The organism is Parasutterella secunda, assembly GCF_024733725.1.
Classification (GTDB): Bacteria; Pseudomonadota; Gammaproteobacteria; order Burkholderiales; family Burkholderiaceae_F; genus Aphodousia; species Aphodousia faecalis.
Genome location: NZ_JANRHP010000002.1, coordinates 148,406 through 168,512, shown reverse-complemented (window position 1 = coordinate 168,512; position 20,107 = coordinate 148,406). Strand labels below are relative to the sequence as shown.

The 20,107-nt window shown below is 46.6% G+C and carries 21 protein-coding genes, 1 tRNA gene and 1 pseudogene; 13 read left to right on the top strand and 10 right to left on the bottom strand.

The features are described 5' to 3' along the window. Positions 1-51: 51 nt before the first annotated feature. Positions 52-1,047: a polyprenyl synthetase family protein gene (locus tag NW199_RS02670; protein ID WP_258333559.1), complete on the top strand. Its 996-nt coding sequence runs from the start codon at positions 52-54 to the stop codon at positions 1,045-1,047. Positions 1,048-1,060: 13 nt separating this feature from the next. After that, positions 1,061-1,137 (top strand) — tRNA-Pro (locus NW199_RS02665). 20 nt (positions 1,138-1,157) lie between these two features. Here the strand turns inward: NW199_RS02665 and NW199_RS02660 are convergent. Beyond that, positions 1,158-2,882 (bottom strand): ATP-dependent nuclease, encoded by a 1,725-nt coding sequence (locus NW199_RS02660; protein ID WP_258333558.1) that lies wholly within the window; start codon positions 2,880-2,882, stop codon positions 1,158-1,160. A 107-nt stretch (positions 2,883-2,989) separates the two neighbouring features. Between NW199_RS02660 and NW199_RS02655 the strand changes: the two genes are divergently transcribed. Beyond that, positions 2,990-4,114: an LOG family protein gene (locus NW199_RS02655; RefSeq protein ID WP_258333557.1), complete on the top strand. Its 1,125-nt coding sequence runs from the start codon at positions 2,990-2,992 to the stop codon at positions 4,112-4,114. Between the two features lies 1 nt (position 4,115). On the opposite strand, the gene NW199_RS02650 is transcribed toward NW199_RS02655, so the two are convergent. The 8 genes from NW199_RS02650 to NW199_RS02615 all read right to left on the bottom strand — a co-directional run bounded on the left by NW199_RS02650 (position 4,116) and on the right by NW199_RS02615 (position 10,335). After that, positions 4,116-4,358, bottom strand: a complete 243-nt coding sequence (locus tag NW199_RS02650) for a rubredoxin (protein ID WP_258333556.1) — start codon at positions 4,356-4,358, stop codon at positions 4,116-4,118. A gap of 18 nt (positions 4,359-4,376) precedes the next feature. Next, a complete protein-coding gene (locus tag NW199_RS02645; RefSeq protein WP_258333555.1) occupies positions 4,377-5,162 on the bottom strand; it encodes a hydrogenase expression/formation C-terminal domain-containing protein in 786 nt (261 codons plus the stop codon). Between the two features lie 23 nt (positions 5,163-5,185). Further along, on the bottom strand, positions 5,186-5,668 hold the full coding sequence (locus NW199_RS02640) for a thioredoxin domain-containing protein (protein WP_258333554.1): 483 nt from the start codon (positions 5,666-5,668) through the stop codon (positions 5,186-5,188). Positions 5,669-5,677: 9 nt separating this feature from the next. Further along, positions 5,678-6,010 carry a HypC/HybG/HupF family hydrogenase formation chaperone gene (locus tag NW199_RS02635; RefSeq protein ID WP_258333553.1) on the bottom strand — a complete coding sequence of 111 codons (333 nt, stop codon included), beginning with the start codon at positions 6,008-6,010 and terminating at the stop codon, positions 5,678-5,680. Between the two features lie 28 nt (positions 6,011-6,038). Beyond that, positions 6,039-6,650 (bottom strand): HyaD/HybD family hydrogenase maturation endopeptidase, encoded by a 612-nt coding sequence (locus NW199_RS02630; RefSeq protein WP_249092252.1) that lies wholly within the window; start codon positions 6,648-6,650, stop codon positions 6,039-6,041. Between the two features lie 98 nt (positions 6,651-6,748). Beyond that, complete coding sequence (cybH, locus tag NW199_RS02625) at positions 6,749-7,459, bottom strand: Ni/Fe-hydrogenase, b-type cytochrome subunit (protein ID WP_022472929.1); 711 nt, start codon at positions 7,457-7,459, stop codon at positions 6,749-6,751. 12 nt (positions 7,460-7,471) lie between these two features. Next, the gene (locus tag NW199_RS02620; RefSeq protein WP_249092251.1) at positions 7,472-9,238 is read right to left on the bottom strand and encodes a nickel-dependent hydrogenase large subunit; all 1,767 of its coding nucleotides are present in this window, start codon (positions 9,236-9,238) and stop codon (positions 7,472-7,474) included. Next, on the bottom strand, positions 9,238-10,335 hold the full coding sequence (locus NW199_RS02615) for a hydrogenase small subunit (RefSeq protein WP_022472927.1): 1,098 nt from the start codon (positions 10,333-10,335) through the stop codon (positions 9,238-9,240). Before NW199_RS02615 ends, NW199_RS02620 begins: the two co-directional genes overlap by 1 nt. A gap of 303 nt (positions 10,336-10,638) precedes the next feature. On the opposite strand from NW199_RS02615, the gene hybE reads away from it, so the two are divergent. From hybE to yacG, 10 genes and pseudogenes are all read left to right on the top strand, one after another. Beyond that, the gene (gene hybE / locus NW199_RS02610) at positions 10,639-11,154 is read left to right on the top strand and encodes a [NiFe]-hydrogenase assembly chaperone HybE (RefSeq protein ID WP_258333552.1); all 516 of its coding nucleotides are present in this window, start codon (positions 10,639-10,641) and stop codon (positions 11,152-11,154) included. Continuing rightward, positions 11,141-12,226: a hydrogenase expression/formation protein HupK gene (locus NW199_RS02605; protein WP_022472925.1), complete on the top strand. Its 1,086-nt coding sequence runs from the start codon at positions 11,141-11,143 to the stop codon at positions 12,224-12,226. The genes hybE and NW199_RS02605 overlap by 14 nt, the downstream gene beginning before the upstream one ends. Beyond that, positions 12,226-12,576, top strand: coding sequence for a hydrogenase maturation nickel metallochaperone HypA (gene hypA / locus NW199_RS02600; RefSeq protein ID WP_022472924.1), 351 nt, complete (start codon positions 12,226-12,228; stop codon positions 12,574-12,576). Before NW199_RS02605 ends, hypA begins: the two co-directional genes overlap by 1 nt. A 24-nt stretch (positions 12,577-12,600) precedes the next feature. After that, positions 12,601-13,416, top strand: coding sequence for a hydrogenase nickel incorporation protein HypB (hypB, locus tag NW199_RS02595; RefSeq protein ID WP_258333551.1), 816 nt, complete (start codon positions 12,601-12,603; stop codon positions 13,414-13,416). 13 nt (positions 13,417-13,429) lie between these two features. After that, positions 13,430-15,766: a carbamoyltransferase HypF gene (gene hypF, locus NW199_RS02590; protein ID WP_258333550.1), complete on the top strand. Its 2,337-nt coding sequence runs from the start codon at positions 13,430-13,432 to the stop codon at positions 15,764-15,766. Between the two features lie 17 nt (positions 15,767-15,783). After that, entirely contained in the window at positions 15,784-16,011 is a 228-nt protein-coding gene (locus NW199_RS02585; RefSeq protein ID WP_022472919.1) for a HypC/HybG/HupF family hydrogenase formation chaperone, read from the top strand. Between the two features lie 4 nt (positions 16,012-16,015). Then, complete coding sequence (gene hypD, locus NW199_RS02580) at positions 16,016-17,155, top strand: hydrogenase formation protein HypD (protein WP_249092245.1); 1,140 nt, start codon at positions 16,016-16,018, stop codon at positions 17,153-17,155. 3 nt (positions 17,156-17,158) lie between these two features. Then, positions 17,159-18,208, top strand: coding sequence for a hydrogenase expression/formation protein HypE (hypE, locus tag NW199_RS02575; RefSeq protein ID WP_289567980.1), 1,050 nt, complete (start codon positions 17,159-17,161; stop codon positions 18,206-18,208). A gap of 173 nt (positions 18,209-18,381) precedes the next feature. Continuing rightward, complete coding sequence (gene coaE, locus NW199_RS02570; protein WP_258333549.1) at positions 18,382-19,011, top strand: dephospho-CoA kinase; 630 nt, start codon at positions 18,382-18,384, stop codon at positions 19,009-19,011. Continuing rightward, positions 19,008-19,172: pseudogene (gene yacG, locus NW199_RS02565) on the top strand (DNA gyrase inhibitor YacG); the annotation flags it as partial. The gene coaE and the pseudogene yacG, both read left to right, overlap by 4 nt. 64 nt (positions 19,173-19,236) lie before the next feature. Here yacG and NW199_RS08745 read toward each other — a convergent pair. After that, the gene (locus NW199_RS08745; protein WP_309148108.1) at positions 19,237-20,091 is read right to left on the bottom strand and encodes an NUDIX domain-containing protein; all 855 of its coding nucleotides are present in this window, start codon (positions 20,089-20,091) and stop codon (positions 19,237-19,239) included. Between the last annotated feature and the right edge of the window lie 16 nt (positions 20,092-20,107).

Here is a 20,107-nt window from a genome sequence, read left to right as displayed (position 1 = left end):
GATGTTTTCCTCCCTTTTTTGTCGGAGTTCGTGGGTATAATGAGCCACACTATGACATCGAATACCTCTTCTATCAAGAAATCTGCTCAAACAGTCCTCGCCCCCATCGCCGAGGATCTCAAAGCCGTCAACGACATCCTTGCTCGGGAATTTGCCCATAGCCAAAGCCCGACAATCACGGAAATCGGCTCCTACATCACACAAGCCGGTGGCAAACGTATGCGCCCCGCGCTTTTAATGCTCATGGCAAAAGCTTTAGGGTACAGCGGCAACGATCATCGAGAACTCGGTGCGACCATTGAAATGCTTCATACAGCCACATTGATGCATGACGATGTCGTAGATGAGGGCATGATGAGGAGAGGACGAGCGACCGCTAACGCAAAGTGGGGCAATAGCGTCGCGGTATTAGTGGGTGACTTCATGTATACCCGCTCTTTTGAAATGATGATCCGCATCGGCAATTTACGGGTTATGCAAGCCCTAGCCAGTGCCGCCAACACTTTAAGTGAAGGCGAAGTTATTCAGATGAAAAACGCTCACGATCCCAGTGTTGATGAAGCTCGTTATCTCAAAGTCATTGAAAGAAAAACTTCGGTACTTTTTGCCGCTGCGGCAGAAATGGCCAGTGCTCTTGCCGGTGCGTCTAAGGAGGCAGAGGAAGCGCTCGTAAACTATACAATGGCTCTCGGCAATGCTTTCCAAATTGCTGATGACATCCTGGACTACTCTGGCAATCCTACAGAAAGCGGAAAGCAAATCGGCGCAGATTTTGAAGAAGGGAAGGTTACGCTGCCAGTCATTTACGCAATGCAGGCTGCCAACGATCAGGATCGTGCATTTATTGAAAAAGCCATTCGTGACGGCCACGGTGACTTTGAAAAAATTTCTCAAATTATTCAGACAAGTGGAGCCATTGAGCGTTGCAAAGTACGAGCAAAAATGGAGCTTGAAAAAGGAAAGTTAGCACTTGATGTTCTTCCCTCTTCCATTTTCAAAAATTCTCTGATAGAATTGCTGTCCTTCGTTGTTGAGCGCAAGGCTTAATAACGGTGATCGTCGGGGTGTAGCTCAGCCTGGTAGAGTACTACGTTCGGGACGTAGGAGTCGGAGGTTCGAATCCTCTCACCCCGACCATCTTTCAAAATTGCGATCTGTTAACGGATCGCTTTTTTATTTTCTTTTCCAAGCCAAACTGAAATCAGCTCAAACGCCCGTAATATCGCCGACGGGATCATATTTTCTATTGGTTGTGAATACGTATTTTGGGCAATGATATCTCCCAAAAAACCAGAGTATTCTGCCTTTTTCTTTTCCAAGCGTCGTTTTATATCTCTGGGAGCCATCGCCATTAGACGCTCATACTGCAACCTTTTCGACTTAACAGATACATTAGGAGATGCATTACAAGCCCAAAGCGCATCATAGAGCTCTCTTTTCAGCCCAGTCTTGTACACTAGCTCCCCTTCCATAGCCAGTCCGGGTGATAGGAAAAAGACGCCACTTTGGCAGTCTTCTGCTTTGCAATGTAAGCGTCTCTCTGTTTCGCTAAGCTGCTTTAACACGACATGTCTTGCATCACCATCATTGTCACTAATCACACAAAATGGCTTTTTAAGACTCAGAGCCAACATTAAAAAAGGTGCGTAACTCTTTCCGTCAACGCCCATAATGCTAATACCGAACGCACTTGGGTCATCTCCAAAATAAGCCTGAAACATTCCACGGATCAATTGCTCTTCAGTGACTCCCTCCACAAAAATAAGACCACGGGCAAAAAGCGTTTCTCCACGGAATCGCAATATCAACCGTTTAATCGCTCGAGCTTCTAACGGATCAATATTTTGAGGCAACCATCTAACCTGAATATTTTCACCATCCCTTTGCATACTTCTAAATTCATACGGCTCACAGACGGAAGCCACATAAGGAGAGTGCGTTGAAACAATAAATTGATGAGAGAGCGCTTTCAGTTGTGTCATCAAGGCTCGCTGCGCATTGGGGTGTAAATGAATTTCTGGCTCTTCTGCGGCAATTAACATGAATAAGGGGCGTTCCTGAAGGGCCGCTTGTTTGGCCAACAAATCCACCAACGTAACGATTGATAAAATGGCGACACTTTTTTGACTACCCTTACCTTGCAGGGCCGAAAAAGGAATTATTTTTTCAGAATCACTTTTCACGAGTGAAAAGAACTCTTCAATATTGTCTGCCGTAAGACTCACTTCTTCCGGTAACCGCGTCCCCGGCCCTTCCAGCGTCTGACACAAAGAATCCAGCACTGACCTTAAATCTTCAATTGGCTTATCGGCATAATCGGGATGTTTTTTTAAAGCGCTTCCCAAACCACTTACCATACGACTGACAAAGGAGTTCTCATTTTTAAGATCTTCCCGGAGATTTTCTTCAGCATCAATACTGACAAACTGCAAAGAATGGGGGACGTCTTGAAGTTCTTCACCTAACTTTTCCCGATCCCAATGATTAATAATGAAACGCTGCTTGGTAATTGTCCCGTCAGAAAACCTTTGAAATTTAGTTCTAAAAGCAAAATACTCACGTTTGTAATGATCTCTTCGGATTAAACCATCAAATTCCTTTTGCCAACCAATTTGAAAGGCTGAAAACCGCTTGAAATCTTTATTTAACGGCACAAACCGAACATCAACCCAGAGCTCATCGCCAAACTCTGCTTTCTCGTTGAGGTGAAAATCTTCCTTTTGAACAGTGATTTCGTCACTGAGGGCCAACTCCAAAGCTTTTAAAACCGTACTTTTGCCACAATTGTTGGCCCCTAGTAAAACAGAACTACGCCCCAAGGGCATCTGCAAACTACGAATACTTCTAAAGCCGTTAATACGTATGCGATCAATAATAATCATGACAATTCCTGATTCTTTTCTTCTATTCTAAAAGGCTTATAAGTATCAGGATAGAGCTTTTGACAACCTTCGCTAAAATAGATAATGGAAACGAATGGAGCCAAACAATGCGCGAATACACCGAAATTGAAACGATCACTCAATTATTAGGTCTTGTCACCGAACCGGGACACATTGATCACCATGTTTTCCAAAATATTGATTTCTCAGATCTGGCGGACTTGGCCTCCCAGTCCACATATAGCGATTGTTTATTTTTAGGTTGTGTTTTACCCGAATCCTTTTCGCAGCAATTGGATAAAACGAACCTGATTTTTCCGAAACTGGACGCCCCCTTTGATATCTATCGCAGTTATCTGTACTCAGCCAATTCGCTTTATTCCGGGTTTGATCCCCGCGATGAAACTTCCATAGAGAATACCTACGACAGACGTGTTTATAAACATTTTTTGCAAAGCGGTGTCATTTCCAAAAATATTAAAGAAACACTGTCACGGTATTTACACGATCACTCCATGAGTAACGCCATCAAGGACTTCTTGGCTAACTATCATGAACGTCAAATCGTTGGCATCATGGGCGGTCATGACCTCTTAAGAACCGATCCTTTCTACAGACAAATTGTTTTTCTGAGCAAACGTCTGACAGAAATGGGATTTATCATGGTTAGCGGAGGCGGCGCTGGTGCTATGGAAGCCACGCATTTGGGAGCTTGGCTTGCAGAAAGATCTGATGAAGAAGTTGAAGAAGCGCTCAATATCCTTAAGGTGGCTCCAAGTTGGCAAGATAAAGGCTGGTTAAGCAGCGCATTCAAAGTAATGCTCAAATTCCGTCAAACGCATTTCATCAGTCTAGGTATTCCAACTTGGCTCTATGGACATGAGCCGGCAACCCCCTTTGCCACTCATATTGCAAAGTTTTTTGATAACAGTATCCGCGAAGATACGATCTTAAGTATTACAAGAGGTGGGCTTATCTACACTCCGGGTAGCGCCGGCACCATCCAGGAAATCTTTCAGGCAGCCGTCCCTAACCACTACAAAACATACGGTTATTCGAGCCTGATGGTTTTCTTAGGCGTAGATTTTTGGCGAAAGGAATTGCCCGTTTATCCGCTCCTAGAGCATCTTGTCAATACCGGAAAATACAGCGGTTTGCGAATCGGCATCACAGATGACATTGAAGAAGTCGCCCAAACAGTGAAAATGTTCAAACCGCAAAAAAGCGAATAAGCTATTGAGCGGGCTCCTCGTTTGAATTTAAAGGAATAAAGCCCGCTTTTTCATTACCACAGCCCGGACAGGTAAAAAAATCGGGCAAGTCATAAAACGGTGTGCCAGGAGCAATGTCAAATTCCTCACAACCTTGCTTCGGATCGTACACATACCAGCAAACCTTGCACTGCATTTTCGTTTCAGCCCCGATACGTTCCCGATTTAACCGATCCAACAGACGATCTATCGTTTCTTGAGCCATTTCCACTCCAAGACCTCTTTATAACGAACCGCTTTGAATATCTTCCTTAAGCCACTGCAAGATTTCTTCACAGTGCTGAGCACCTAACTTCATTTCTTCTGCGGACTCCCCAACCTCAGGCGGCAACATCGTCACTACATAGGCATCAAAAAGCGCTTTACCGGCATTATTAAAAATCCGATTTCGCCAAATCCCTTTCATCGCAGTGCTTTGAATATGAGCGCTCGCAAAACCCGAAATACTGATATCTATCATTCCCTTACCCAATGCGGCCTCAAGAAAAGATCCATCTTCCGGGCTAAGGGGCTGACGAGAAATTTCAACCGTATAGGGCGGCTCCACTGACAACTTCTCTAGATTTTCTGTTCGCTGAGCTTGGGAAAGTTCCTGAAGAATAGCCGAAGCAGCAAAGACACCTTGAGGAATTTCAGTTAATTGAGGCTCTAGCGGCGTTGTAGAAAGGTTTCTTAATAGATCCGAAGGAACCGTAACGACTTCAAAACGATCAACCCCGTTTTCCTGCACGCGCCACAGCCCCTCAATAGCCGTTTCTTCCAATCGAACTGATTGGCCTATCGTTGCCCTAACTTCACCACTTCCAACCGTTGCTAAAACAAAATCCAGGTGCTTAGGGTCGAATTCTCTAAAGGGAATAGTTAATAACGTCTTGTTGGTTGAAAAATCCCCCTCGGACAAAGTATCCCTAACTTTTTCGAGAAATTTCACCGTCGCAATTGCCGCTTCGTGTTCGGTTTGCCTGTCTAAATTTACATTGGCCCAACGGCTCGATGATATTTGTGCCATACCTGATCCTTTTTGAAGTTTTCTCAGCAATCACAACTGTCCTGTTTTTCAACAGGCATGATCGCAATTGTACGAACCACAGGTTTATTTCTAATGACGATCTCAGATAGCAAAGAACAATATTCATCCCACGGTTTAAGGCCCTGAACGGCCCCCAGTAAATCCTTATTTCGAAAGATTGCTACCACGGGCATTGAACGCAAACCCCAACGAGCAGCCATGCTGCGCGATTCTTTAAAGTCAGCCCAAGCCGTCGCCGTCAAAGCACCATTGAAAGCTTTTTTTAATTCCGGAGCAATAACAGCTATGTCCAATGTTGTTTTTCTTTCATTAGGGTCATCGGCAAAAACTAACATCTTCAAACCATCTTGAGATATGAAGTTTTCTAACTCTTGCGATGTCAGCCACTGAAAACCGGCCTCGCCGAATAGACGCTTAAATACCGGATGCGAAGCCATATCTAGCTGATTGATCTGAGCGGTAACCGCATTAAAGGCTTTAGGCATAGGCTCCCCCTACATCACTTTTTTACCTACTATACGAGCCAGATGCGGAGGCAAAGCAGACGAAGCGTTGTCTAAATCGGCAAAACTGGCTTGAATCTGATTTTCATCAAACTCCCCATCCATTACTTTCTGGACGCAATCCAATGCTGACTGAATCTTCGCCGCTTCCTCTGCATCAACGACTCTCAATGCATTGCCTCTGAATACCAGCACAAAATCGCCGACCGATACCGATTCAATCAGTGAGGTGTCCACACGTTCCAACTCGCCGCCATTATCCACATCCGCGCTCGTGCCGCTTGCTGTTTTATGCAGGGCCAGGACTTTTTTGGGTATTGCCACACACATCTTTTCAAGTCACCTCTAAAAATTATTTAACCTTAATAAAGCGAAGATCTCCGTAGCGAAAGGCTTCTTGCTCGCTCGGGCGTCCTTTTTCGTATGGTTCTTTCTCTAAAATCTCTTCACTGAGTGCTCTAGGCTGATCGTTTCCAACTCTTTCTTGAGGAGCAAACCCCCAGGCGGTCATTTCCTTCATGGCTTCATTGACGGCAGGATAGACTTGTGCGTCAACCACTGAGGTTAGGCTACCACCATAATCATTTAATTCCAAAGGCTGCACCCCAATAACGGTAATGGCTTGCGGTTCGTAACCGCTCAAAGCGGCTGTCACCAAGACGTCATTCATGCCGGCTTGATGGGCCGATATTTTGGTCGATGACCAAAGTCGAATATCGTCATCGCGAAGAACTTTTAAAGTTCCTGGCTTATCTTGAAAATCGCAGCAATCAAAAATAAGTAACCTTTTGGCACTCATAACCTCATTGATTAGGTAGGCTCCCAATGTACCTCCATCAATGACTCGTACTCTTGGGTCATCGGCAAACCGTTCATGATACGACTCGACTGCTCTGACACCGAACCCCTCGTCAGCCCACAGGATATTGCCGATTCCGATCACTAAAACTTCAAACTGCTGCATACGATCTACCTTAAATCTGTTCTTTTATCTTAATCCCACATACAAAAAAAGGCCTGAGAAGCTTCAGATCGACTCCCCAAGCCTTCTATCGTCGGCAATTAATGATGCGTTTCCTTAAACATTCTCAATCCAGTTGACATAGAAGACAACGTGGTTGCCCCGCCCATGACGTCCTCTCTAAAGGACATATAGATGTGAGCAATTGAAAAGAGAATAAAAACGTACATGCAGGCATGGTGAATGGTTCGCACGGCTTGAGCGTCTCCGGCTAAGCTAAATACCCAACCGAACCAGGCCATCCACCCTGTATCCCATCCCCAGGCTTGCGCATAAAGAGCAAAACCCGTGATAATGACCACAAAGCTGCCCAATACAAACATGGCAAACATAGCCAGCTGTGCAAGCGGATTATGGCCTGCGTATTCCGGTGCCGTTTTCTTGATGAAAAGGTAGTAAAGCACTTGAGCGATAACACCCTTCCACCATTTGAGAGACCACAGCGGCGGAATAAAAATCATCCGAGCGTAGCGATTTCCAACAATAGCCCAAAAGATCCGGTATACGAAAAGGATCGTAAAGATCATACCGGCCACAAAATGAGCCAGACGGATATAGCCGAAATCGTAAGTCACCCAGGTATCGCCTACATTGGCAACGAGCGGAGCACCGATCAGAAAACCAGTCACAATCATGACAGCCATGCAAACCGCCATCGCCCAGTGCCAAATCCGCACAGGAGCTTCCCAAACGTAAATCGGATGGGTCCCTCCCGACGTATCAACTTCAAAAGTGACAGGATCAATCTTCATAAAGAGACCCTCCTAACGAACACGCACATTGCAGAGCTCGTGACCTTGCGGATCCAAAACGTGCGTTGCACAAGCCAAGCACGGATCAAAACTGTGAATCGTACGAATGATTTCAAGCGGTCGTTCCGGATCAGCAACGGGCGTGCCAATCAGTGACGTTTCAAAAGCACTTTGTTGTCCTTCAGGCGAACGCGGCGAAGCGTTCCATGTCGTCGGAACAATGGCTTGCCAATTTTCAATACGTGTATTCTTAATCACGCACCAGTGTCCCAAAGCTCCGCGAGGCGCTTCGCAGAACCCAACACCTCGGCATTCTTTAGGCCACGTCTTCGGTTCCCAGAATTCCATATTGGCCGCGACTTCATCACCGCTTTTGATATTGGCAATCAAGTCATCGACATACTGAACCATCTTGTGCGCAGTCCAATTACACTCCAGAGCACGCGCAGCATGGCGGCCCAACGTGGAGTACACGGCTTCAAGCGGCAAGTTGAGTTCCTTCAGAAGATCAAGTGCCGGTTCCTTGAAATGCTTCACATCCTTAGCAACCGACATGATCAAACGAGCAAGCGGCCCCACTTCCATCATGTGGCCTTTCCAGCGCGGGCTCTTGATCCACGAGTACTTGCCTTTTTCACCCAACCATTCAAACTTAGTCTTCGTGCCAACTGAGCCTTCGGGCAGTTCAAAGGCTTGATCCGTCACGCCTTCCCAAGGGTGAAGACCTAGTTTACCTTCGGGGTATTTGTACCAAGAGTGATCCACAAATTCCTGAATTTGGGTGAGATCTCTCAAATCCACTTCCTGTACATGAGCCAAATCCCCGTCAACAATGGCACCGGCCGGCATCTGCAGAGATTTTTCAGACCAGTCATTAGCAATTTCCGGGAAGTCCCCGTAGCAAAGCACATTTTTCTTCACCAAACCGCCGCCATACTTGAACCATTCCGGATAGAAGGAGGCGATCGCCTTGATATCGGGCAAGTAAACGTTCTGCACAAATTCAACCGACTGCTTGGCGATATCGCGCATATAGTTCATGGTCACTTCATTGATCATGTTGCCAGCCGCGCCGGTATCGTGCATGTTGATCGGGCAAGCCACACCACCGACCAAGTAATTCGGATGCGGGTTCTTGCCGCCCAAAATCGTATGAATCTTGATGATTTCACGCTGGAAATCAAGTGCCTCTAGGTAGTGCGTTACCGCCAAGAGATTGACCGCCGGCGGCAACTTCATGGCAGGATGCCCCCAATAGCCGTTGGCAAAAATCCCCAATTGACCGGAAGCAACAAACTTCTTCAAGCGATTCTGCACATCACGGAAATAACCCGGAGAACTTAGCGGATGATGCGGACTGATTTTCTTTTGCAATTCCGAGACTTCTCGAGGATCAGCCGACAGAGAACTGACCACGTCAACCCAATCCAATGCAGAAAGTTGGTAAAAGTGAACAATATGGTCGTGCGTGTAAAGCGTTGCATTCATTAGGTTGCGAATGATGTTCGCATTTTTGGGAATTTTGATGCCAATGGCATCTTCAACGCTTCTGACAGCTGCCAGGGCGTGAATACCCGTACACACCCCGCAAATACGTTCCACAAAGGCCCAAGCATCGCGAGGATCCCGGCCTTTAAGAATCACCTCAAGACCACGCCACATCGTGCCTGTACTTTGGGAGTCCGTAATGACTTTCCCGCCATTACCCAACACCGCTTGAACGCGCAAATGACCCTCAATACGCGTCACCGGGTCAACAACAATACGACGATCTGCCATTATTCTTCCCTCCCGAGATCTTTATTGGTCTTTTTTGCTCGCGCTTGAGCAACAGCCGATAGCGCGGCATGGGCAATAGCTGCAGCACCAACAACGCCAACCGTCGCCAGGCCTACCTTATCGACAGTCGCTTCAATACCATCGAGTCCCGGCGGCAAAATCGTCGTTTCATGTTCATAGAACGAGCCCTTGTCAAAGAAATTAGGCTCAGAACAACCGATGCATCCGTGGCCGGACTGCACAGGCCAGCTCAATCCCTCATTCCAACGAATCGTTGAACAAGCATTGTATGTGGTCGGTCCTTTACACCCGACCTTATAGAGGCAATAGCCCAATTTGGCGCCTTGGTCATCAAATTTCTCAACGAACTGACCGGCATCGAAATGCGCCCGACGATAGCATTTATCATGAATACGCTGACCGTAGAACATCTTCGGCCGTCCCAACCGATCAAGCGGCGGAATGCGATCGTAAGTAAGAATATAAGTCACAACGGCTGTCATCACCTCAGGAATCGGCGGGCAACCCGGAACAAGTACGATAGGCTTATCCGTAATGATTTCTGTAATGGGAACAGAATGCGTCGGATTGGGTTTAGCCGCCTGCACGCATCCCCATGCGGCGCATGATCCCCAACCGATAACGGCTTTGGCCCCAGCGGCCACGTGTTTAATTTTTTGCAGGAAAGTTTCTCCTGCAGGAATGCAGTTAACCCCATCATCATTCAAAGGCACATTGCCTTCAACGGCCAAAATGTAATTGCCTTTGTACTTGGTAATGGTTTCTTCAAGTGCCGCTTCGGCCTGATGTCCGGCGGCAGCCATAATGGTGTCGTCATAGTCGAGCGAAATCATGGACAACACCAAATCCTTGGCAACCGGATGGTAAGAGCGGATAAACGACTCCGTACAACAGGTGCACTCCAGGCCGTGTAACCATACAACCGGCATCCTAGGCTTGGTTTCAATGGCTTGAGCAATCTCTTGAGCTCCTGCGCTTCCCAATCCCAAACTGGCGGCCGTCAGCGAGCAAAATTGCAAAAAACTGCGGCGGCTAACACCTTGGCGCCGCAACGCTTCATATTGAGTTTCAAACATAAGGGGATTCTCCTTAGCCTTTTATTTCGCATGGAGTCCAGCCAAACGAAAATAGGCTCGCTTTATTGCACGCTCTCGCGTTCTTAATTTAGATTGTATGGTACGAAAACTCGAATACTTAGACGCAAACGACTTCTTTTATTACACCAAAGAGGTATATTTTGCTTATTTTGTTATAACTGCATTTAAAAAGCTTATTTTTTGATAAAACTTTCACAAAAATAGCCAAAACGGTACGATTTTACTCACACTTTTCAGTCTATTTAAGTGTACGCTGAACTCGTATGCTGTTAAAGGTGAAAAGTGATCAATATTAACCATTGTCCAGCCTCTGATTTTGAAGCCGAGTTTCAGCTCATTTTCAACAATCACATGAAAGGTTTGCCCATTTGTCATAATGGACTGCAAGTGCGTGCGATCGGTTTTCAAAACTTCAAAAAACACTGGATCGGTGCCATGGTTACACCATGGTCCATTTTGGTGGTTCTTGCGCAGGGTAATAAAAGCAACTGGCCGGAGATTCAAGTTGGGAAAATACTGTCGATTACTTTGCCTGCGGGAGCTTTCAGCTTTCTAGGAATGGCTAGCGACAGACTGGGGAAATTTCTAGCATGCTCTCTGATGAGTCCGGTTGATCCCTTGTTCAATCAGCGAAGTGCAGAGGCTTTTGCTGCCCGCGCTTTGATGTTGATGCTTACACCTGAAAGCGATAGTTCCCATACAACGCACAGCACTAGAAGTGCCATTCCAGAAAATTTGTCTCGGCGAGATTTTTTCACCACTTTCAGCAAGGAGATGATCGCAGATGATAAACCCTGATTTCTCCTCTGTTTCTTTGATAGTTCACGAAGAAAAAAATGGTCTGAAGGTAGAACTTCACAACCATCGCACTAGAGTCATTGCGCAAACAGCGGAAAGCCTTGGAGCCGAGAAAGCGATTGAAATTCTTCGCGCCCTTCTTGGGTTATGCCCTATTGCCCAGGTTAGTGCTTTTAAAGCTGCTCAACACGCAATTACCCACCAAAATCCCAATCAAGGGTTTTCGTCTTACGATACAAATATTCAGAGTTTGGTTACGGCAGAAGCCATCTTAGAAACCGTCCGTGTATTAAGCATGGATTTGCAGCCGTTCACGATTCACGGCAAAGTCAGTCAGGAATGTTTAAAAACACTTGGAGAATTAAGAGCCAGGTTATGGGATCTGTCAAAAAGTGCCTGCATTGACAACGCCGCCCTTGAGTCTTTCAACGAAGATTTAAAGGCTCTCATTATCTTGTGGTTTACTCGCGAAAAGAAAGCCATTGGCGCGATCAAGCACACGTTTGAACGATTCGACAATATCCAATTGGATGGTAAAGGGTTACTCTTTCCTGAAGAAGTCAGCAACCGCGAAATCCTCAAACTGTTTCTGCGCATTCTCCAGGAGTATCCCGAATGGGCTCTGTCGCCGCAACTGGTCGGCGCTCGTATACCCGGCGCACTGGCTCGTTGCCGCAGTCAAACGGATAAAGGCAGAAGAGATCCTTTTTCAATCCGAGATCTGGTGCTCGCAAGACTGGAAGAATTAAAAAATTTTGCCTCCGGTCTTCCCTCTCCCTTTACCGTTAGAAGCATTAACCTAGGGAACAATTGGGGAGTCGGACTCGTAGAAACTGCTCGCGGCACTTTGATGCATTTTCTGCAAATTGACAATAACAAAATGCGCTTTCATATTGTGGCGCCGACAGAATGGGCATTTCAGGAAGAAAGTCCAATGGTCGATGCAATGAATCTATTTATTAAAGAAAAATCAAACGCGGTCAAATCGGTAATCACCGGATTAAATCTGATTGCCTGCGCATTTGATCCCTGCACAAAGATAGATGTCAAGTGGCCACAAAAGGAGGGTTGATGCACGAGCTATCTATTGCTGAAGGCATCGTCGAGATTGTTGAGCGCACGGCCAAATCCAACAACGTCAACCGAGTGAAAAGCGTGCGAATTGCAGTCGGTGAGTTAGCTGGTGTTGACATTGACTGTTTACGCTTTGCTTGGCAATCGGTCACTCGACAGGGGTGCGCACAAAACGCACAACTCATCATTGAGCGACCGCCCGGCAAAGCCTGGTGCATGGACTGTGCTCAAACCGTTTCTTTGAAGCGATACGGCGAGGCTTGCCCGATTTGCGGAGGCTTCCATTTAACGGCAACGGGTGGAACAGAACTTAAGGTCATCGACATTATTGCCGATGACTCTCAATAAAAGAATTTGGTAAGGAGAAATTTTATGTGCACGACTTGCGGCTGCGGAGGCAATCATACTCACACCCACACACATGTGGATGAAAACGGCAATCTGGTCACTCACACTCACGAGGATCACGAGCATCATCATGAGCATTCCCATGGTCCCGTTCATTCACACGATTCAGCGATATCGGCAGAACGCGCCATTAGTATCGAAGAAGACATCCTTGCCCGTAATAACGCCATAGCCGACGATAACAGAAAATACTTCAGGCAAAAGCATATCTTGGCGCTCAACTTTGTCTCCAGTCCCGGTTCCGGCAAAACGGAATTGCTCTGTGCGACGATTAAAGCGGCAAAGGATGATCTTTGCGTTAGCGTAATTGAAGGCGACCAACAAACCAGCAATGACGCCGACAGAATTCGCCAAACCGGTGCCCACGCTCATCAGATCAATACGGGGAAAGGCTGTCATTTGGATGCGGAAATGATCCGACATGCATTAAGCCATATGGAGTTGACCGACAACAGTGTGCTCTTCATTGAAAATGTCGGCAACTTGGTTTGTCCGGCGGAATTTGATTTGGGAGAAGCTCATAAAGTCGTGATTTTGTCGGTAACCGAGGGCGAAGACAAGCCGTTGAAGTATCCGGACATGTTCCGCGTCTCTGATGTCATGATCATCAATAAGATTGATCTTCTGCCGTACGTAAATTTCAATATCGAAGCTTGCGAAGAATATGCCCGACGAGTCAATCCGAAAATCCAAATCTTGAGAGTTTCTGCAACTAAGGGCGAGGGACTTGATAAATGGATTATGTGGCTGAAAGCCCAAAAAACATTGGCTACTCTTTGAGATAGAACTCAGCATGATCGCGAAATTTTTTCGTATTAACGGACTTGTTCAGGGAGTCGGATTTCGTCCGACTGTTTACCGAATCGCGACTGAACTCGGACTGAAAGGCGAAGTTTTCAACGATGCCGAAGGTGTCGGGGTTATCTTGGAAGGAGAGGCGGATCAGGTTTCTCGGTTTCCGACACTTTTGCGGGAACAGAAACCCCCTTTGGCTCGAATTGATTTCATTCATCCTTCCGTTGTGGATCTTAAAGGCTATACCGATTTCACAATCACTGAAAGCCAGGAAGGCAAGGTCAATACCGCTATTACCGCTGATGCCGCAACATGCAAAGCATGTCTTCAAGATATGTTTACACCCGGCAACAGGCGTTATCGTTATGCCTTTACCAATTGCACGCACTGCGGCCCTCGTTTCACAATCACAAAGCACCTTCCATACGATAGGCCGCAAACGACAATGGCCCCTTTCAAGATGTGTGAACAATGTTTGTCAGAATACAAAGACCCTCTGGACAGACGTTTTCATGCTCAACCCAATGCCTGCCCGGTTTGTGGGCCACAACTATGGTTTGAATACATAGGAGGCCAGCCAATTGACGGAGATCCGATAGATCTAGCCGTTGAAGCCATTAGAGACGGAAAAATTATTGCCGTAAAAGGACTGGGGGGATTTCATTTAGTTTGTGACGCCAAAAATCCTCGCGCTGTTGAAAAACTTAGACAACGCAAAGGACGTGATGAAAAAGCGCTCGCGGTCATGATGGTCAATGCCATCAGTGCGAGTATTTATACCCATGTCAGCCCTAAGGCCCGCGAGGTGTTGGAGAGCTCTGCCCGCCCGATCACTCTTTTACCCAGAAAAGATCAACACTCACTCAAAGGAATTGCTGACGGGTTAAGTGACATAGGCATCATGCTTCCATACACCCCTGTGCATTGGCTGCTTTTCCATTCTTTGGCCGGTAAACCGGACGGAGCACAATGGACGGACAACTTGAGTTTGGATGCCGTACTGGTCATGACATCAGCAAACCGTTCCGGTGAGCCGCTGGTCACCGATAATGATGAGGCGCGCTCCAAACTCTCAGGAATCGCGGATTTTATACTGCTGCACAATCGGGATATCCTTGTTCGGTGTGATGATTCAGTCGTTCGCTTGATCGGTGAAACCCCCATTTTTATTCGACGCTCCAGAGGTTATGCCCCCGAAGCCGTCAAGTTGGAGACTGATTTAAAACCGACGTTAGCCGCAGGTGCTTACCTTAAAAATACCGCTGCGCTCACACGCGATAAAGATGTCTTTCTGACTCAACACATCGGTGATTTAGAAAACAGTCAAACTGACCAAGCCTACCGAGATGCAATTTCGCACCTGGCGCATCTCTATGAAATTAAACCCAGAATTGTCGTTGCTGATGCTCATCCGGATTTTCCCAGCACAAGATTGTCGGCCCACGTTGCCAAGCAACATGGAGGTCTTTTCGTTCCTATCTACCATCATGCTGCTCACATCGGAGTAGCCATGGCTGAAATCAATCGAAAAGAAACGACTGTCGGATTAGCGTTGGACGGCGTGGGACTCGGACCCAATGATGAAGCTTGGGGTGGAGAGCTGTTATTAGTAGGAGCTTCTAATTTCTACCGATTGGGCGCTCTTGAACCGCTTCCGTTACCCGGTGGCGATAAAGCCGCCCATGAACCACGAAGAATGGGCGCTTGCGTGCTGACTCTTTTAGGCAAAGAGGACCTGATTGAAAAGTATTTTCCAGAGTTGCCGAATGCTAAATATTTCAGCCAACTTGTTAAAAATTCTCAGCTTTCACCATTGACCACTTCCACCGGAAGACTTTTTGATGCCATGGCTGCATTGCTTGGCCTGTGTGACGTTCAACATGATGATGCAAGGGCTGCGATGTTGCTCGAAAGCGTTGCGAGCACGATGAAACCTCAAGCGCATAAAAAGGGATTTACCATCAAAAATCATCGGATTAGTTTCCTACCGTTTTTTGAAGAAGTTATTCAGGCAGGAAGGAAACTATCTGCTGATAAAGTGTCACAACTGGCCGCTGATTTCCATGCGACCCTGGCATTAGGACTTACGCAGCTTGTGTATCAGGCCTGTGAGCGTCTTCAGTACAAAGGTCCCGTTATGCTGACCGGAGGTTGCATGGCCAACAGATTGTTGACCGCCGCTTTAGTCCAAGAGCTTGGGAAACTCTCTATCGAGAGCTATTTCCCGCAAAAGGTACCTGCCGGTGACGGCGGTATAGCTTTGGGACAAGTCTGGCTATCGCACCTAATGGTAGAAAGCGGTGCTGAAAAATATGAGTTCTCCGGTGACTTGTAACTTACATTGAGGTAAATATGTGTTTGGCAGTGCCTGCAAAGATCACCAAACTGATAAACAATGAAACTGCTTTATGCGATTTCAACGGTATTGAAAAAGAAGTCAATGTTTCCTTGATTGACTCTCCCCGAGAGCAAGAATGGGTTATTGTCCATGTTGGTTTCGCTTTAAACCGTATTGATGAAGAAGAAGCCCGAAAAACCATGGAAATATTGAATGCATTACCTTCGGAGGCTAAAGCCTAAACTTATGCAATACATCAGTGAATATCGCGATCGGGATAAAGCAAAAGCGTTAAGCAATGAAATTGCTAAAGAAGTAATGCCCGCCCGCTCTTATCGCTTTATGGAATTTTGCGGCGGCCACACCCACGTTCTGTCACGCTGGGGATTAACGGATCTTTTGCCAGACAACGTAAAAATGATTCACGGTCCGGGCTGCCCGGTCTGTGTGTTACCGGTTGGTCGTATTGAAATGGCGATTGACTTAGCGTTAAGCGAAAAAGTGATTTTGTGTACATACGCTGATACGCTCCGAGTGCCTACATCAAAAGGGCAGTCACTTTTCAATTGCCGCTCACTTGGCGGTGATGTTCGCATGGTTTACTCACCAATGGACGCGATCAACATAGCGAAGGCCAATCCAGACAAAGAAGTCGTCTTTTTTGCTATTGGATTTGAGACCACCACTCCGCCCACCGCCGTTGCTATTCAAATAGCCAAGCGTCTCGGACTTAATAATTTTTCGGTTTTCGTCAATCATGTCCTCACGCCTGCCGCGATGGAGCACATCTTAAAAACCGCTCAAGAAGGAAGCCGCGCGCCACAGCTTGACGGACTTGTCGGCCCCGCTCATGTTTCAACGGTTATCGGTTCAAAAGCTTATGAACCTTTTTCAGCGAAATGGGGAAAACCGGTGGTCATTGCCGGCTTTGAACCGCTTGATATGCTTTTGGCGATTTTGATGATGATCCGACAAGTCAACGAGGGACGACATGAAGTGGAAAATGAATTCACACGAGCGGTCTCTCGTGAGGGCAACCGACTGGCCGTCGACTTAATGAATGAGATTTTTGAGTTAAGAGATTCTTTCGAATGGCGAGGCTTGGGCTATGTTCCCTTCTCGGCTCTAAAACTCCGTGAAAGATACTCGCAATTTGATGCAGAAAAACGCTTTCAAATGACTGAACGACATAGCCCGGATAACAGAGCCTGTGCCTGCGGCGCTATTCTCAGAGGAGAAAAGGAGCCGTTCGATTGCAAGCTTTTCGGCACGGTTTGTACCCCCGCTCATCCGATGGGGGCTTGCATGGTCAGTTCTGAAGGAGCCTGCGCGGCTTACTGGCGTTACGCTCCTAAACATAAAACAGTTCCAAACACTGAGGAATAAATAATGTCTTCTGTCAAACCCGATTATGTTCGTCGATTGGATCTGCGTCACGGCCGCATTGAAATGACTCATGGCGCAGGAGGACTTGCCAGTGCTCAATTGATTGAAGAAATTTTCTCCCGACATTTCACCAATCAATGGCTTGACGAAGGACATGATGGTGCTGTTTTACCCAGTCTTGAAAAACCAATCGCCGTGTCATGCGATGCACATGTCATTTCGCCTCTATTCTTTCCGGGAGGAGATATAGGACGCCTAGCCATTTGCGGAACTGTCAACGATGTCGCCATGTGCGGAGCAAAGCCTCTCTATATTGCGGCAAGTTTTATTTTGGAAGAGGGTTTTGAACTCTCCAAACTTGACCAGATCGTACAATCAATGGCTAATGCTGCGAAAGAAGCAAACGTTGCCATCGTTACCGGAGACACTAAAGTCGTCGAAAAAGGTCATGGTGACGGTATCTATATTTCTACAACCGGTATCGGTGAAAAGTTAACGGACTTTCCCATATCAGGTCGGAATGCCCAACCGGGGGATGTGGTGATTATTTCGGGATCAATGGGTGACCACGGCACGGCTATCCTTTCCAAAAGAGAAAATATGTCGTTTTTAACAGAAATTGAAAGCGACACAGCCCCCTTGAACGGATTAATCAAATCGGTTCTCAATGTCACACCAGATGTGCACGTTCTGCGAGATCCAACCCGAGGAGGTTTGGCTGCCACTCTCAATGAAATTGCTCACCAAAGCGGTGTTGGCATTTTCCTGCATGAAGAAAAGATTCCGGTTAAGCCCGCTGTCGCCGCCGCTTGCGAATTTCTTGGGTTAGATCCCCTTTTTGTCGCTAACGAAGGAAAAGTGATTGTGATTTGCCGTAAAGAGGAAAGCCTAAAAGTTCTGCAAGCCATGAAATCGGATCCTCACGGTCAAGAGGCTTGCATTATCGGCGAAGTGACGGCAGAGAACGCCGGATGTGTTGAAATGGAAACACTCCTTGGCGGGCGACGCAGTGTTGATTGGCTCAACGGCGAACAGTTGCCTCGAATTTGTTAGCAATCCTCTATATCCTAAGAACAAATAAGTTTGGAATAGGGCTTATTTATCCACGCCCAATGCGTAAGATGATCTGCCTACCTTCTGTTGTTATTGTTGCCTAAGTTCAGGAATACAGAAACAAAGAACGTATAATTCAAGAACCTTCATTTATCATCAGGGATTTTTTAATAATGACTTGGATTGTCGGGCTTACGGGAGGCATCGGCTCCGGAAAAACTCAAGCAAGCAATGCTTTTGAGGCATTGGGAGTTCCGGTGATTGACACTGATTTGATTAGCCATGCGGTTACTGCTCCGAATGGACTGGCTATTCCCGCCATCAGAGAGGCTTTCGGAGATGAACTTATTGATGCCTCCGGTAAATTGGACCGAGCAAAGATGCGTGAGCTTGTCTTCACAAATCCCGATGCCAGACACAAACTGGAAGCCATTTTGCATCCCCTTATTGCTAACGTCACAATGGCCTCCGTGTCGCAGCATTCTGATGCTCCTTACGTTGTACTGGTTGTTCCCCTCCTTGCCGAAAGCCCGCAATGGTTAAACCGATGTGACAGAGTTCTAGTTATTGATTGTGAGGTTGAAACCCAAATTGAACGGGTCATGACACGATCTCAATTGTCACGTGAAGAAGTTATGGCCATTATTGCAACGCAAGCAACACGTGATGCTCGTAAGGCTATTGCCAATGAAGTCATTGTTAACGAATCAACACTTGATGCACTTAACCAACAAGTGCGCAAGCTCCACGACTTCTACCTTACGATGGCAAGACAATCACCCAAAGCGGGAGTACCCATATGATTGTGAAGTGCCCTATATGCAAAAAACCGGTGGAATGGTCTGAGAAGAATCCTTGGCGTCCATTTTGCTCTGAACGATGCAAATTGATTGATTTAGGCGAGTGGGCAAGCGATGCTTACGTCATTCATGGCAATTCGTATGCTCAGACCAATGAAAGCGAAGCAGACAAACTTGCCCAAGAACTTTTCTCTCATCTGGAAGAAGAAAAGAAAACAGAGCCCAAAACTAAATAGTTTCGATCCAACCGTTCGCCCCGTGCGGTCTTAACAGTTTTTCATCGTTTATTTTGACATTGGTTAAATACAACGGAACGGGGTTATCACTTAAAAGTCGCAACCAGGCACTTGAAGCTACACGAATTGCCGGATCAACCCAAGCAAATAATGCCCCACTTTGAGCGATACTCTCCCAGTTTGAACAGTCAGCTTTGACGGCAAAACGTTCGTGGGTAACGTTTCCAACGCTTTGACCTTCATCCACAAAAACACCGTCTGCCTTTTTTTGCTGTTCGTCACTTGCCGTTGCATCAACCCAAATTTCTTTAATACCCAAAGCCATTAAGCGCTTTTTCCAATCATCAAACTCTTTGATGTAATCGCCACACAAAATGGCTCCGTCAAAACCTCTTTCTTTTTGAGCCTCAAGGTTTTCTAATGCGCTTTCTGACTGAATTTTTACCCAATGTTTAGGCATTAAAAGCCATTTTTGAATGGGTTCGCTCGCTTCCAATATGGGAGTCGGCCAATCAAGCGGGGAAAAGAAACCAAAGGATTGTCCCTCCAATGAACGTGGCTCTCCTCGCCACTGCCAACTTCTGACAAAATGAAGTCGTACGCGTGCATGGGGATAGTCGTGTACCAAAGTTACCCATGGAGAAGAATTTTGAAGATCAATCCCAAGTTCTTCACGCATTTCACGCTTGGCGGCTTCCTCCACAGTTTCCATGGCCTCTAATTTTCCACCGGGAAATTCCCACCAGCCGGCATACACTTTCCCCTCCGGTCGGCATCCCAGCAAACTTCGCCCTTCGTTATCGATCATCACCACGCAAGCAACAAGTGTTTCTGTTCGATTCGTCATATTCGTCTCTCAAAAA

Excerpts from the sequence above, each read along its gene's own strand:
- NW199_RS02670 (WP_258333559.1), top strand. The coding sequence starts at position 52 with ATGACATCGAATACCTCTTCTATCAAGAAATCTGCTCAAACAGTCCTC.
- NW199_RS02660 (WP_258333558.1), bottom strand. The coding sequence starts at position 2,882 with ATGATTATTATTGATCGCATACGTATTAACGGCTTTAGAAGTATTCGT.
- NW199_RS02655 (WP_258333557.1), top strand. The coding sequence starts at position 2,990 with ATGCGCGAATACACCGAAATTGAAACGATCACTCAATTATTAGGTCTT.
- NW199_RS02650 (WP_258333556.1), bottom strand. The coding sequence starts at position 4,358 with ATGGCTCAAGAAACGATAGATCGTCTGTTGGATCGGTTAAATCGGGAA.
- NW199_RS02645 (WP_258333555.1), bottom strand. The coding sequence starts at position 5,162 with ATGGCACAAATATCATCGAGCCGTTGGGCCAATGTAAATTTAGACAGG.
- NW199_RS02640 (WP_258333554.1), bottom strand. The coding sequence starts at position 5,668 with ATGCCTAAAGCCTTTAATGCGGTTACCGCTCAGATCAATCAGCTAGAT.
- NW199_RS02630 (WP_249092252.1), bottom strand. The coding sequence starts at position 6,650 with ATGCAGCAGTTTGAAGTTTTAGTGATCGGAATCGGCAATATCCTGTGG.
- cybH (WP_022472929.1), bottom strand. The coding sequence starts at position 7,459 with ATGAAGATTGATCCTGTCACTTTTGAAGTTGATACGTCGGGAGGGACC.
- NW199_RS02620 (WP_249092251.1), bottom strand. The coding sequence starts at position 9,238 with ATGGCAGATCGTCGTATTGTTGTTGACCCGGTGACGCGTATTGAGGGT.
- NW199_RS02615 (WP_022472927.1), bottom strand. The coding sequence starts at position 10,335 with ATGTTTGAAACTCAATATGAAGCGTTGCGGCGCCAAGGTGTTAGCCGC.
- NW199_RS02605 (WP_022472925.1), top strand. The coding sequence starts at position 11,141 with ATGATAAACCCTGATTTCTCCTCTGTTTCTTTGATAGTTCACGAAGAA.
- hypA (WP_022472924.1), top strand. The coding sequence starts at position 12,226 with ATGCACGAGCTATCTATTGCTGAAGGCATCGTCGAGATTGTTGAGCGC.
- hypB (WP_258333551.1), top strand. The coding sequence starts at position 12,601 with ATGTGCACGACTTGCGGCTGCGGAGGCAATCATACTCACACCCACACA.
- hypF (WP_258333550.1), top strand. The coding sequence starts at position 13,430 with ATGATCGCGAAATTTTTTCGTATTAACGGACTTGTTCAGGGAGTCGGA.
- NW199_RS02585 (WP_022472919.1), top strand. The coding sequence starts at position 15,784 with ATGTGTTTGGCAGTGCCTGCAAAGATCACCAAACTGATAAACAATGAA.
- hypD (WP_249092245.1), top strand. The coding sequence starts at position 16,016 with ATGCAATACATCAGTGAATATCGCGATCGGGATAAAGCAAAAGCGTTA.
- hypE (WP_289567980.1), top strand. The coding sequence starts at position 17,159 with ATGTCTTCTGTCAAACCCGATTATGTTCGTCGATTGGATCTGCGTCAC.
- coaE (WP_258333549.1), top strand. The coding sequence starts at position 18,382 with ATGACTTGGATTGTCGGGCTTACGGGAGGCATCGGCTCCGGAAAAACT.
- NW199_RS08745 (WP_309148108.1), bottom strand. The coding sequence starts at position 20,091 with ATGACGAATCGAACAGAAACACTTGTTGCTTGCGTGGTGATGATCGAT.